This window comes from Acinetobacter sp. M5A5_2a, from assembly GCF_053345265.1.
Genome location: NZ_JBKEZV010000003.1, coordinates 160,649 through 173,479 on the forward strand (window position 1 = coordinate 160,649; position 12,831 = coordinate 173,479).

13 protein-coding genes are annotated in these 12,831 nt (G+C 39.1%); 10 read left to right on the forward strand and 3 right to left on the reverse strand.

The window, feature by feature from the left end:
* Positions 1-25: 25 nt before the first annotated feature.
* Both ACLBWE_RS05315 and ACLBWE_RS05320 read right to left on the reverse strand, forming a co-directional pair.
* A complete protein-coding gene (locus tag ACLBWE_RS05315) occupies positions 26-634 on the reverse strand; it encodes an RBBP9/YdeN family alpha/beta hydrolase (RefSeq protein ID WP_447601598.1) in 609 nt (202 codons plus the stop codon).
* Positions 635-664: 30 nt separating this feature from the next.
* The gene (locus tag ACLBWE_RS05320) at positions 665-1,672 is read right to left on the reverse strand and encodes a sulfate ABC transporter substrate-binding protein (protein ID WP_004643674.1); all 1,008 of its coding nucleotides are present in this window, start codon (positions 1,670-1,672) and stop codon (positions 665-667) included.
* Positions 1,673-1,935: 263 nt separating this feature from the next.
* On the opposite strand from ACLBWE_RS05320, the gene pabC reads away from it, so the two are divergent.
* The 4 genes from pabC to ACLBWE_RS05340 all read left to right on the forward strand — a co-directional run bounded on the left by pabC (position 1,936) and on the right by ACLBWE_RS05340 (position 4,982).
* Positions 1,936-2,748, forward strand: a complete 813-nt coding sequence (gene pabC, locus ACLBWE_RS05325; protein ID WP_447601600.1) for an aminodeoxychorismate lyase — start codon at positions 1,936-1,938, stop codon at positions 2,746-2,748.
* 1 nt (position 2,749) lies between these two features.
* Positions 2,750-3,820 (forward strand): endolytic transglycosylase MltG, encoded by a 1,071-nt coding sequence (gene mltG, locus ACLBWE_RS05330; RefSeq protein WP_447601602.1) that lies wholly within the window; start codon positions 2,750-2,752, stop codon positions 3,818-3,820.
* A gap of 9 nt (positions 3,821-3,829) precedes the next feature.
* Positions 3,830-4,429 carry a dTMP kinase gene (gene tmk, locus ACLBWE_RS05335; RefSeq protein WP_447601604.1) on the forward strand — a complete coding sequence of 200 codons (600 nt, stop codon included), beginning with the start codon at positions 3,830-3,832 and terminating at the stop codon, positions 4,427-4,429.
* A 136-nt stretch (positions 4,430-4,565) separates the two neighbouring features.
* Positions 4,566-4,982, forward strand: coding sequence for a PaaI family thioesterase (locus ACLBWE_RS05340; RefSeq protein ID WP_003650294.1), 417 nt, complete (start codon positions 4,566-4,568; stop codon positions 4,980-4,982).
* A gap of 57 nt (positions 4,983-5,039) precedes the next feature.
* On the opposite strand, the gene nadB is transcribed toward ACLBWE_RS05340, so the two are convergent.
* Complete coding sequence (nadB, locus tag ACLBWE_RS05345) at positions 5,040-6,683, reverse strand: L-aspartate oxidase (RefSeq protein WP_045429603.1); 1,644 nt, start codon at positions 6,681-6,683, stop codon at positions 5,040-5,042.
* A 230-nt stretch (positions 6,684-6,913) separates the two neighbouring features.
* Between nadB and ACLBWE_RS05350 the strand changes: the two genes are divergently transcribed.
* The 6 genes from ACLBWE_RS05350 (at position 6,914) to rnc (ending at position 12,826) form a co-directional block, all read left to right on the forward strand.
* On the forward strand, positions 6,914-8,290 hold the full coding sequence (locus ACLBWE_RS05350; protein ID WP_045429606.1) for a Do family serine endopeptidase: 1,377 nt from the start codon (positions 6,914-6,916) through the stop codon (positions 8,288-8,290).
* Between the two features lie 126 nt (positions 8,291-8,416).
* Positions 8,417-8,866 (forward strand): acyl-CoA thioesterase, encoded by a 450-nt coding sequence (locus ACLBWE_RS05355; RefSeq protein WP_447601607.1) that lies wholly within the window; start codon positions 8,417-8,419, stop codon positions 8,864-8,866.
* Between the two features lie 176 nt (positions 8,867-9,042).
* Positions 9,043-10,860 (forward strand): translation elongation factor 4, encoded by a 1,818-nt coding sequence (gene lepA / locus ACLBWE_RS05360; protein WP_003650302.1) that lies wholly within the window; start codon positions 9,043-9,045, stop codon positions 10,858-10,860.
* Between the two features lie 75 nt (positions 10,861-10,935).
* Positions 10,936-11,763: a signal peptidase I gene (gene lepB / locus ACLBWE_RS05365; protein ID WP_005038901.1), complete on the forward strand. Its 828-nt coding sequence runs from the start codon at positions 10,936-10,938 to the stop codon at positions 11,761-11,763.
* A gap of 24 nt (positions 11,764-11,787) precedes the next feature.
* Positions 11,788-12,162, forward strand: a complete 375-nt coding sequence (locus ACLBWE_RS05370; RefSeq protein WP_004643664.1) for a DUF4845 domain-containing protein — start codon at positions 11,788-11,790, stop codon at positions 12,160-12,162.
* Positions 12,134-12,826, forward strand: a complete 693-nt coding sequence (gene rnc, locus ACLBWE_RS05375) for a ribonuclease III (protein WP_004643662.1) — start codon at positions 12,134-12,136, stop codon at positions 12,824-12,826. Before ACLBWE_RS05370 ends, rnc begins: the two co-directional genes overlap by 29 nt.
* Positions 12,827-12,831 lie beyond the last annotated feature (5 nt).

Here is a 12,831-nt window from a genome sequence, read left to right on the forward strand (position 1 = left end):
AAACGGTGCGATATAAAGATGGGTATTAAGCAAATTTCAAAGAGAAATGAGTTTTTACCGGGTCGATAGATGAGTGACTACACATCGAATCTTCTGGAATCAGATAATTCAGCAAATCTGGAAATGGTCCAAAACCTGAAGCAACATTAATATGGCCGACTTCACCAAGATTAACTGGATTTAATTTCCACGACTTAGCAAGTTGTAAAGCGTCAAAAAAGCCGAGCCATGGATCATTTTCACTAATGAGTAGCGTTGTAGGCACATCAATTTTTAATTGATGAAAATAATCTTTGTAGTCGGTCAAGCTGTGGCGGGCAAAACCAGCTTCCCCAAAGCGTGCTGGATTTGCTGGAGCAACCAAAATAAGTTTCTTAACTTGGCTCTTTAACTCTGGATATTCAGCTAAAGCAGCAACACTCGTTAAGCAACCGAAACTATGCGCAACAATTTGTACAGGAGCTTGCGCTGCTTGAACTGTTTTAACGAATTGTTCAACCCATTCACTTAATACTGGTCTATCCCAGTTTTTTTGCTCAACACGAGAACTAGACACGAGTTGACGCTGCAACCAAGATTGCCAATGCTGATGTTCACTTCCACCTACACCTGGAACAATTACAGTGTGAATCATGTCTGTTCTCCTTATCTTTAGTACAAAGAATTACTTCTCTGTACTATTGATTTTCACGATTTGATCGAAAACACCACCATTGTCGAAGTGTTGTTTTTGTACCTTCGTCCAACCACCAAATTCTTTGTCGATGGTTACAAGTTTCAATGGCTTAAATACATTGCTGTATTTCTTAAGAACGGCTGCATTACGTGGACGGTAGAAGTTACGTGCTGCAATTTCTTGGCCAGCTGGTGAATACAAGTAGTTGAGGTAACCTTTTGCAATCGTGAGGTTGCCTTTTTTAGTCGCATTCTTTTCAACAATTGCAACTGGAGGTTCAGCTAAGATCGAAAGAGAAGGGGTAATAATTTCAAATTTGCCTGGCTGTTCGCGAAGAGCTAAATGTGCTTCATTTTCCCAAGCTAGTAACACATCACCAATGCCACGTTCAGCAAAAGTAGTGGTTGCACCACGAGCACCCGAATCTAAAACTTTAGTATGTTTATAAATTTGACGAACATACTCTTGTGCTTTTGCATCATTACCACCTGGTTGATGTTTTGCCCAAGCCCAAGCTGCAAGATAATTCCAACGAGCACCGCCAGAAGTTTTCGGGTTTGGTGTAATAATTTCTACACCCGGTTTGATTAAATCAGCCCAGTCTTTAATTTGTTTAGGGTTACCCTTACGCACTAAAAACACAATTGTTGAGGTGTACGGGGTAGAGTTCTGCGGTAACTTTTTCTGCCAGTCAGTTGGAAGTAATTTTGCTTTTTCGGCAATTTCATCGATATCTGCTGCAAGTGCTAATGTCACTACATCTGCATTTAAGCCATCAATCACCGCACGGGCCTGTTTACCAGAACCGCCGTGTGATTGTTTGAACTCAATATCTTGACCAGTACGTTGTTTCCAGTAAGTACCGAACTGTTTATTGAAATCTGTATATAACTCACGAGTAGGGTCGTAAGAGACGTTTAAAAATTCTTGGGCTGCAAATGATGAAACTGAAAGAAGTGCAGCGATAACCCCGACTTTTAACTGAGAAAAACGCATGAGATAATCCCTCAAAAAATATGAAATGTTCAAAACATGAACGCAGAATAGCGCTAGTCTTTATTCTAAAAAAATAATAAAAAACGAATTTAATATGAAAAAAATAGAAATATTAAAAACAGATAAGTTATTCTTAAATCTTGATATACAACAAGTTTCAAAAGTAGATACGAAATCGGTATAATTTTTTAAAATCAGTCATTTATTATTTAAATGAAAGGTGTTGTATTGTTGGGTCGTTTTAAGCAAAGGGTGGATTAAACATGTGGTGTTTTAAAAATGGGCAACCTGTTGAAACCATTCCTTTACTGGATCGAGCATTTCATTATGGAGATGGATGCTTTACCACAATTCGTGTTTTTCAAAACCAGATTGAGCTTAAAGAAAGACATTGGGAACGCCTAAAACTTGCATGTCAAAAACTGTCATTAACTGTAGATTTTGAATTAATAGAACAGAGTTTGCAGCAACTACAAAAGCAGCATCTTGTGCTCAATGGCACTTTAAAAATTGTGATTAGTCGTGGGATAGGTGACCGTGGTTATAGTTTGCCAAAGCATAATGCTGATATTTATATCTGGTTTTATCCAAAATCTTTAGAGCCATTTCAGCCAGACTTTATTCAGTGTGGCGTTTTAAATCAGGCTTTAGGTTTAACCATGCCGAGCTTAGTTGGGCTTAAATCTTTAAACCGTCTTGAACAAGTATTGCTAAAAAAAGAAGCAGATCAACTAGGGTGGGCTGAAGCATTAGTTACTGATGTACAAGGTTATATTGTTGAAGGAGTCAGTAGTAATTGTTTTATTCGTTTAAATGATAGATGGATTACTCCCGAACTTCGCTATAATGGCGTCCACGGTGTAATGCGGGCGGAAATTTTAGCGCGTATGCAGCACCATGGTATTGCCTGTGAAGTACGTATAATTGAGCTAGATGAAGTATCTGAAATACAAAGTTTATTCTTTTGTAATGCTTTACATCCTATGCGAGTGGTCACTCATTTAGGAGCGAAAACGTTAGAAACACAGGCATGCATAGATTTATTTCATCTCCTTAACTTAAATCAGATTCATTAATATGCCGAAGCCACCTGTGAATGCGAAAGCAAAAAACGCCAAGAAAAATAACAAAAAACAAGCTCCAAAATTTTCTAAGCGATTGGTTCTAATTGGCCTGTTTATTGTTTTAATTTCTACTTTTGCCATTTTATGGTCGAGCCTATTTAAAGCTTATCCGATTGAAGGCAAAAAACAGATGTTATCCATTACATCTGGTGAAACCTATTCTGGTTTTATTGATCGGTTGGCGAAAGAAGGAAAAGTTAGCTTTCCAGTGGTATTGAAGCTTTATCAGAAATTTATGATTCATGACAGCATGAAAGCTGGTGTGTATGAAATTGAACAGGGAATGAGTGTAAGAGAAGTATTAGAGATGCTATCTGATGCGGATAATGCTCAGATGAACCGTGTTTTGGTTATTGAAGGTACAACTTTTAAACAGCTTATTACTGCATTAAAAAATGATAAAAACGTAAAAAATACAATATTAGATTTACCCGATGATCAGCTGATGAAAGCGCTTGGCATTCCTTATGATCATCCAGAAGGTTTGTTTGCACCTAATACGTATTTCTTTGCAAAAGGCGAGACTGACAAGAAAATTCTTACCGATTTATATCATCGTCAAATGAAAGCTCTAGACGCAGCTTGGGCAAATCGTGCACCGAATTTACCTTATAAAGACAAATATGAAGCCTTAATTATGGCTTCTATTGTTGAGAAAGAAACAAGTTTGGATAGTGAACTTACACAAGTTTCTGGCGTTTTTGTCCGCCGTTTAAAAATTGGTATGCGTTTACAAACGGATCCAACAGTTATTTACGGTATGGGCAATAACTATAAGGGAAACATTACCCGAGAAGACCTGCGTACTCCAACAGCATATAATACTTATACTATTAATGGCTTACCGCCAACTCCAATTGCTTTACCAAGCCAAAAAGCAATTGAAGCTGCGTTGCATCCAGATGATTCAAACAACATCTATTTTGTAGCAACTGGTAATGGTGGGCATAAATTTACGGCAAGCTTGCAAGCGCATAATCAAGCGGTGCAAGACTATTTATCCGTGTTGAGATCGAAGAAATAAGGAAAAGAGATGTTTATTAGCTTTGAAGGCACGGAAGGGGTAGGTAAAACTACACTCATTCGAAAAATTCACCAGCATTTTGAAGAGCAAGGTAAACAAGTTGTTTTAACGCGAGAGCCGGGTGGTACTCCTCTAGCTGAACAGATACGCTCTATGCTTTTGGCAGTCAATCATGATGAAAATATGAGTCATGATACCGAGCTATTACTCATTTATGCGGCACGTGCTCAACATTTACAACAGGTCATTTTGCCGGCTCTAGAGTCTAATAAAATTGTATTAAGCGATCGTTTTACCGATGCAAGTTTTGCTTATCAATGTTCTGGTCGTGGTCTAAGCCAAGATAAATTACAGCTTTTAAATCAGAACTTTGTTTCACGCATGCCAGAAGTGACGTTCTGGTTAGATGCACCGATTGAACTCGGGATGACCCGTGCACGTGAACGTGGAGCTTTAGACCGTTTTGAACAAGAAAAGTTAAGTTTTTTCACTAAGGTTCGTGAAGGCTATGAAACCTTATGGAAAGCTGAACCAGAACGTATTAAGCGAATAGATGCAACCCAAAGTCCTGATCAGGTGTTCGAACAGGCATTGCAATATTTAGGATAAGCAATTGGATGAGCCACTCTTATAAAAATGGGAGTGGTTAAAAATGACGTTAATTCTGTTTTAAAACGTCATAGAAAATATCTGCTATTTTCTTATGCTATCTTACATATGATTTATAGATTGAAGAATAACAAGGATGAAAAGCTCAAAAGAAGAAATCGTGGCATTTCTTGAAAAGGAATTTCCGCCAAGTCTTGAACATTGCACGATTGAATCAGTCACGCCCAAAGCTGCGGTTGTTTATTATCATGTCGATCAAAGGCATCAACGTCCCGGTGGTACCATATCTGGCCCAACCATGATGACCTTAGCAGATTTTGCTTTATATATTGCTATCTTAGGTGAAATCGGAATTATTGGTTTAGCTGTGACCACCAACTTTAATATTAACTTCCTAAGAAAACCCGCAGGTGATCAAGACTTACGCAGTGAGTGTAAGCTCATGAAAGTAGGAAAGAGCTTGGTGGTGGGTGAGGTTTGGATTTATTCAGTAGGATTGGATGAACCCGTTGCACATGTGACCGCGACTTATTCAATTCCACCTAAATCATAAATACAAACCAAATAAAAAGCACAGTCTGAACTGTGCTTTTTTTTGTAGAAAAACAGCTTAAATATCAGTATTAACCAATGGCTGTTCTACTGCAAAATTTGGAGGAGTTAAAACGGTTTTACGAATCTCACTCGAAGTTTCAGGATAATCGAGTGTGTAATGTAGACCACGTGATTCTTTACGTTGCATCGCACAACGCACAATCATCTCAGATACTAAAACAAGGTTACGCAGTTCAATCAGGTTTTTGCTAACACGATAGTCTTGATAATACTCAGTGATTTCACGCTTTAACATTTCAATACGGTGTAAAGCACGTTCTAAACGTTTCGTGGTTCTGACAATACCAACGTAGTTCCACATGGTAGAACGTAACTCATCCCAGTTTTGTAAAATCACCACATCTTCATCTGGATTGGTGACTTGAGAGTCATCCCAACTTGGTACTTCTGGTAGTTTTAAATCTTTATCAAATTTATTTTCGATGTCTTTTGCTGCACTCATGCCATAGACGAAGCATTCAAGTAATGAGTTACTCGCCATACGGTTTGCGCCATGTAAACCGGTATAAGATGTTTCACCAATGGCATATAAGCCTTCAATATCGGTCTGACTATTTGAGTCAACCACAACGCCACCACAGGTGTAATGAGCTGCCGGCACCACTGGAATCATATCTTTGGTAATGTCGATGCCCAATTCAAGCAATCGCGCATAAAGTGTAGGGAAGTGTTCTTTAATAAACTCTGGTGATTTGTGCGTGATGTCTAACCACACATGGCGAATACCGAGGCGTTTGATTTCATGGTCAATAGTTCGCGCCACAATATCGCGTGGAGCCAGTTCTGCACGATCATCAAAACGCAGCATGAAACGTTCACCATCAGGCAAGCGTAAATACGCACCTTCACCACGCATCGCTTCGGTAATTAAAAATGAGCGAGCTTGGGGATGATAGAGACAAGTTGGATGGAACTGATTAAATTCCATATTCGCAACACGGCAACCTGCGCGGTAAGCCATAGCAATACCGTCACCTGTGGCAATATCTGGATTAGATGTGTACAGATAAGCTTTCATTGCACCGCCGCAAGCAAGCGCGGTAAATGGTGCAAGGAAAGTATGAACTTTTTCTGTATTTTCATCTAAGGCATACAAACCAATAGCGCGATTCGCTTGGTCAACATGTCCTAATTTTTGCGATGTAATTAAATCAATCGCAATGTAATTTTCAAAAATAGTAATATTTTTACGTTCTTGGGCACGTTCAACCAAGGTGGTTGAAATAGCTTTACCTGTTGCATCAGCCGAATGGATAATACGGCGCTGCGAATGACCGCCTTCGCGTGTTAAATGAAGTTGTTCATCTTCATCTAAGGTAAACTGCACGCCTTGCTTTAAAAGAAAATCTACAGAAGGGCGACCACCTTCTACGGTATGTTGTACCGCATCCATTTCACATAAATGAGCACCTGCAATCATAGTGTCATTAATGTGCTGTTGAATAGAGTCAGTCTCATCAAGAACAGCAGCAACACCACCTTGAGCGTAGAAGGTACTTGCTTCAGTTAAAGCAGCTTTGGCTAAAACTGCAATATTAAAATGATTTGGTAACGATAAAGCCAGACTTAAACCAGCGCCGCCGCTGCCCACAATAATCACGTCAAAGTGGTGAATTGTCTGTAAATTAGGCATGTCCATTCGCAACAATCTAAAACGTCCGCTAATGACACCCCTTTTTATCTAAAAAGGCAAGAGCTTAAGCGCTCTAACTCAGAGAAAAATTGCAATTGGCTTAAAAAGTTGCAATGCGTAAAATAATGATTGTAAGGTTGCCTTACAAATAAACATATTGTTACGCACAACTCCAAGGCGTTGTGATACAAAAGTTTTATTCTTATTCTCGTAGACCAATTGTGGGTGAGCACCGAATGAAAACTCGCTATTTACAACAAGGAATGTATGCAGCGGTATTTACAGTTGCTGCTGTTCAGGCAAATGCTACTGTTGATTTTTCAAACCTCGTTGAACAAGTTAGTCCAGCCGTGGTGAGTGTAAACGTCGTAAAGAAAATGACTCAGGATGAACTATTGCAGCAGCAAGTTCCTGAAATTTTAAAACGTTTCTTTGGAAATCAGGTCATCATTCCACAGCAACAGGGTCCACAAGAAAAAACCGCATATGGTAGTGCATTCTTTATTAGTAAAGATGGTTACCTACTCACCAACCACCATGTGATTGAAAATGCCTCACGTATTAGTATTACTTTAAATGATCGTCGTGAAATTGATGCAACGGTGGTCGGTAGTGATGAGCGTACAGACGTTGCATTGTTAAAAGTGACTGGAAATAGTTATCCAGCTTTACGTGTAGGAAATGTTGACCGCTTACGAGTAGGAGAGCCAGTTTTAGCAATTGGTTCGCCGTTTGGTTTTGACTATTCAGCTTCGGCAGGTATTGTCAGTGCTAAATCACGAAATATGAGTGGTGAAACGTCGGTACCATTTATTCAAACTGATGTTGCACTAAACCCAGGTAACTCTGGTGGTCCATTATTTAACCAAAATGGTGAAGTAGTCGGGGTAAACTCTCGAATATTTAGTGGTACTGGCGGCTATATGGGCTTGTCTTTCTCTATCCCGATTGACGTAGCGATGGATGTGGCCGAACAGCTTAAAACTAAAGGTAAGGTAACACGCTCTTATCTTGGTGTGATGATGCAAGATATTGATCGTAATCTTGCCGATGCTTACAAGTTACCAAAACCTGAAGGTGCTTTAATTACTCAAATTTCTCCGAACTCGCCTGCACAAAAAGCAGGCTTGCGAGCCGGTGATGTGATTTTGAAATATAACGGTAATCCGGTATCACGCACCAGTGAATTACTCTACGCATTAAACAAAGTACAGCCGAATCAAACTGTTCAGTTTGAAGTATTACGTGATGATAAAACCCGTAATATTTCAGCAACTTTAACGACTGCCCCAGATGAAACGCCTGCCACAGGCGCACAAAGTGCTGTATCTAAAGGTCCAGTTCTAGGAATGAGCATTCGTGATTTGGCTGAACCAGAAAAAAGTGCTTTAAGTGTAAAGGGCGGCATCTATGTACAAGATGTTCGCCGTGGCGGTTTGGCATCATTGTCAAATATCATTCCGGGTGATGTGATTGTTCAAGTCAACAATAACCAGATTTTAAATAGTCAGGATTTTGCAAAAGTTGTTTCTAACTTGCAAAAAAATACCGTAGCACGTGTCGCGATTATTCGTCAGGGACAACGCGCAATGCTTGGTTTACGTATTCAGTAAACTTAAAAAAAGAAACAATGAGCCACCCTAAACATGGGTGGTTTTTGTTATTTATCTTGAGCATATAGTGATATCTACCTACACTTATTTCAGTTTAAAAGTTAATAAATAAGAGTGTGAACATTCGTGAGTAGTATTTTTGATTTACATATTCAGGTACAGCCACATCATATTGATGCGTTAGGACATGTGAATAATGTGATGTATGTACAGTGGATGCAGGATGTAGCTGCTGCTCATGTTGAAACCTTAGGAGTAGGGGTCACTAAATACCTCGAGTTAAAACATGCAATGGTTGCTGTTGAGCATCATGTGCAATATCGTAAAACTGCATTTGAAGGTGAACAAATTGTATTACGCACATGGTTAGATGATATCAACGCTCTTTATTCGTTCCGCCAATATGTATTTTTCCGTCCATCAGATCAGGCTGTATTATTTGTTGGAAATACAAAATGGGCATGTATTGAAATTGCCACGGGGCGCCCAAAACGAATGTCTCCAACTTTTACCCATGCATACAAGCCACTTGATTCAAGCATAAATCCTTATGACTTTACTTTTTCTTATACATAAGGTTGCTCAAGAAGGAATTGGGCTGCATTGGCCTTTTAAAAACATAAGTAAAAGGTAATGATTATTTTGGATACTTTAAAATATCCATCTGTTATAATCGCACGCAATTAATTTAACTGCTTTGGCTGTGTATTAAAACAAGCTACATAGCACTCTATATTTTCTCAAGGTAACCCATGGCGCAAGCTAAAAAATCCGTCGATATCAAAAATATACGAAATTTCTCGATTATTGCTCACATTGACCATGGTAAGTCTACATTGGCTGACCGCTTTATTCAGATGTGTGGTGGTCTACAAGATCGTGAAATGCAAGCTCAAGTCTTGGACTCAATGGAGCTTGAGCGCGAACGTGGGATTACCATTAAAGCCGCTTCTGTCACGCTATATTATACTCATCCGAATGGTCAAGAATATCAACTTAACTTTATTGATACTCCTGGACACGTAGACTTCTCTTATGAAGTTTCTCGTTCATTAGCCGCATGTGAAGGTGCGCTATTGGTTGTAGATGCTGCACAAGGTGTAGAAGCACAATCAGTTGCAAACTGTTATACCGCAATTGAACAAGGTCTCGAAGTTCTTCCTATTTTAAATAAAATTGATTTACCACAGGCTGAACCTGAACGTGTAATTCATGAAATTGAAGAAATCATCGGGATTGAAGCGACAGATGCACCGACTTGTTCAGCAAAAACAGGTTTGGGTGTTGAAGGTGTTTTAGAACGTTTAGTCGATGTTATCCCAGCGCCTGAAGGCGATCGTGATGCTCCATTGCAAGCATTAATTATCGACTCATGGTTTGATAACTACTTAGGTGTAGTTTCTCTTGTACGTATTAAACAAGGTCGTATCCGTAAGGGCGACAAAATGTTGGTTAAATCGACAGGACAAACTCATCCGGTAACTTCAGTGGGTGTATTTAATCCTAAGCATACTGAAACAGATATTCTTGAAGCTGGTGAAGTAGGTTTTGTTATTGCGGGTATTAAAGATATTTTTGGTGCACCAGTAGGTGACACTATTACCCTTGCTGCTACACCTGATGTTGCAATTTTACCAGGTTTTAAAAAGGTTAAGCCACAGGTTTATGCTGGTCTTTTCCCGATTGATGCGAGTGATTTTGAGCCATTCCGTGAAGCGTTACAAAAATTGCAGATCAACGACTCGGCTTTGTTCTTTGAACCAGAAAGCTCAGATGCATTAGGTTTTGGTTTCCGTTGTGGCTTCTTAGGAATGCTACACATGGAGATTGTACAAGAGCGTTTAGAGCGTGAATATGACCTTGATTTAATCAGTTCTGCACCTACCGTAATTTATGAAGCATTAACCAAGAAGGGCGAAACGATTTATATCGATAGTCCATCAAAAATGCCAGACGGATCTACTGTAGAAGATTTGCGTGAGCCGATTGCGGAATGTCATATCCTTGTTCCTCAAGAATACTTAGGGAATGTAATGACCCTATGTATTGAACGCCGTGGTGTTCAAAAAGATATGAAATTCTTGGGTAATCAAGTTTCTATTACATTTGAAATCCCGATGGCTGAAGTCGTTATGGATTTCTTTGATAAATTAAAATCATGCTCTCGTGGTTTTGCATCGTTAGACTATAACTTTGTTCGTTTCGAAAGTTCAGCTTTAGTTAAGGTTGATGTATTAATTAATAGTGACAAGGTTGATGCCTTGGCTATGATTTGTCACCGTAATGACGCGCGTCATCGTGGTATTGCATTGGTTGAGAAAATGAAAGACTTGATTCCTCGCCAAATGTACGACGTTGCTATTCAAGCAGCTATCGGTGCACAAATTATTGCTCGTTCTACTGTAAAAGCGATGCGTAAAAACGTATTAGCGAAATGTTATGGTGGTGACGTTTCACGTAAGAAAAAACTACTTTCTAAACAAAAAGAAGGTAAGAAACGTATGAAACAAGTGGGAAGTGTTGAAATTCCACAAGAAGCGTTCTTGGCTGTATTGAAAGTAGAAAGATAAGAAATGAGGGGGGAGAAGTAAGATATTACTTTTCCCCCACTTTAAGACAAGCAGCTAGGCTGCGAGTGAGGTCGTGTGGATTTTGATTTTAATTTAATTCTTGTTCCAGTTACGCTGATTCTATTTGCAGTGTGGTTGTTAGATAAATTTGTATTCAAACAGCGTGCAAATAAAGGGCGCGGGAACGAAAATTTTGTTATTACATGGGCCTATGACTTTTGGCCAGTTTTAGCTGTAGTACTTGTACTTCGTTCATTTCTTTATGAACCATTTAATATTCCATCAGACTCTATGGTACCTACCCTAGAAACTGGTGATTTTATTCTGGTTAATAAATTTGATTATGGTGTGCGTTTACCTATCGTCAATAAGAAAATTATTGATGTGGGAGAACCAAAGCGTGGTGATGTGATTGTGTTCCGTTATCCACCTCAACCTACCATTAGTTATATTAAACGTGTAATCGGTTTGCCGGGTGATCATCTTGTTTATGATCATGGACAATTGATTATTAACGGACAAAAAGTACCGAAAGTATTAACACAGTTTAGTCGCGAAAAAGACGTGTTAGATACCCCAACGTCTATTTATCATAAAGAGACGATTGGTGAACACACCTTTACGATGCGTGAGCTTGAAGGCGTAAATGTGGCGCGCCAAGCACCGTTTATCAACTATGTTGAAAATGGTAAATATGCAAACCAAGACGGTTTATATTGGGAAGTGACTGTTCCAAAAGGACATTACTTTGCAATGGGAGATAACCGTGATCAAAGTGCAGACAGTCGTTTCTGGGGCTTCGTTCCTGAAGAAAATTTAACAGGGCGAGCATTCTATGTGTGGATGCATAAAGAACCGGGTTTACATCTTCCTAACTTTGGCCGAAATGGAAAAATAGATTAAAAACAACCATTAGGAAAAAAAGAAATGCGTAAGGCACAACAAGGTACTTCGTATTTAGCAATTTTATTTGGGGTGGTTATATTTGCAGTTGCAGTAAAAGCTGTACTTGCAGTTTGGCCAGCATATTGGGATGATCGATTGATTAATAATCAAATAGAAGAGCTTTTACAAGAAAGCTCTTCTGAGATCACACCACAGAAGTTTGTGACACAAATGGATCAGCGACTGGAAATGAACAATATTCGTGATCTCCACTTTAAAGAGATTGCGCAAGTGTTTAATCAGTCTGGTCTGACAGTCAAAAAGAAATATGAAGTAAGAAAACCTTTCTTATCAAATATTGATTTAGTTTTAACATTTGAGAAGAGTTTTGATAAAACATCAGTTCAAACTAAGTGATCCTCGCTTATTGAGTCGCATCGGATATCAATTCAAGCAGCTTGAGTTGTTACAGTTAGCTTTGACTCATCGTTCGGTGAGTCATAAATACAATTACGAGCGCTTGGAATTTTTAGGCGATTCATTATTAGGCATGATTGTTGCCAATTATCTATATCATGCCTATCCAAATGAAAACGAAGGTCGTCTAACGCGTATGCGAGCGACTTTAGTCCGTCAGGAAGCTTTAGGTAAGATTGCAACCGATTTGCAACTTAGTCGGTGTTTAATATTAAGTACGGGTGAGTTGAAATCTGGTGGTCATCATCGTGAGTCAATATTAGCTGACACGGTAGAGGCCATTATTGGTGCAATTTATATTGATAGTGGTGATCTCAACTTACTTACAGATATTGTGCTAAAATGGTATGTACCCTATTTAGACCATATTGAACCTACGGATCAACTTAAAGACCCGAAATCACGTTTACAAGAGTATCTACAAGCACGTAAAAAACCTCTCCCTGTTTACGAGGTTGTAGATATTCAGGGTGATGCACCTCACCAGCACTTTAAAGTTGAATGTTTGATAGATGGTTTATCAAAGATTTATGGTGAGGGTTCAAGTCGTCGTTTTGCCGAGCAGGCAGCAGCGGCGGAAATTTTAAAGTTATTGGAGCAATAACCTGC

What these genes read in the sequence shown, in the direction of transcription:
- ACLBWE_RS05315 (WP_447601598.1), bottom strand. Translation starts at nt 634, where the DNA reads ATGATTCACACTGTAATTGTTCCAGGTGTAGGTGGAAGTGAACATCAG.
- ACLBWE_RS05320 (WP_004643674.1), bottom strand. Translation starts at nt 1,672, where the DNA reads ATGCGTTTTTCTCAGTTAAAAGTCGGGGTTATCGCTGCACTTCTTTCA.
- pabC (WP_447601600.1), top strand. Translation starts at nt 1,936, where the DNA reads ATGTGGTGTTTTAAAAATGGGCAACCTGTTGAAACCATTCCTTTACTG.
- mltG (WP_447601602.1), top strand. Translation starts at nt 2,750, where the DNA reads ATGCCGAAGCCACCTGTGAATGCGAAAGCAAAAAACGCCAAGAAAAAT.
- tmk (WP_447601604.1), top strand. Translation starts at nt 3,830, where the DNA reads ATGTTTATTAGCTTTGAAGGCACGGAAGGGGTAGGTAAAACTACACTC.
- ACLBWE_RS05340 (WP_003650294.1), top strand. Translation starts at nt 4,566, where the DNA reads ATGAAAAGCTCAAAAGAAGAAATCGTGGCATTTCTTGAAAAGGAATTT.
- nadB (WP_045429603.1), bottom strand. Translation starts at nt 6,683, where the DNA reads ATGGACATGCCTAATTTACAGACAATTCACCACTTTGACGTGATTATT.
- ACLBWE_RS05350 (WP_045429606.1), top strand. Translation starts at nt 6,914, where the DNA reads ATGAAAACTCGCTATTTACAACAAGGAATGTATGCAGCGGTATTTACA.
- lepA (WP_003650302.1), top strand. Translation starts at nt 9,043, where the DNA reads ATGGCGCAAGCTAAAAAATCCGTCGATATCAAAAATATACGAAATTTC.
- ACLBWE_RS05370 (WP_004643664.1), top strand. Translation starts at nt 11,788, where the DNA reads ATGCGTAAGGCACAACAAGGTACTTCGTATTTAGCAATTTTATTTGGG.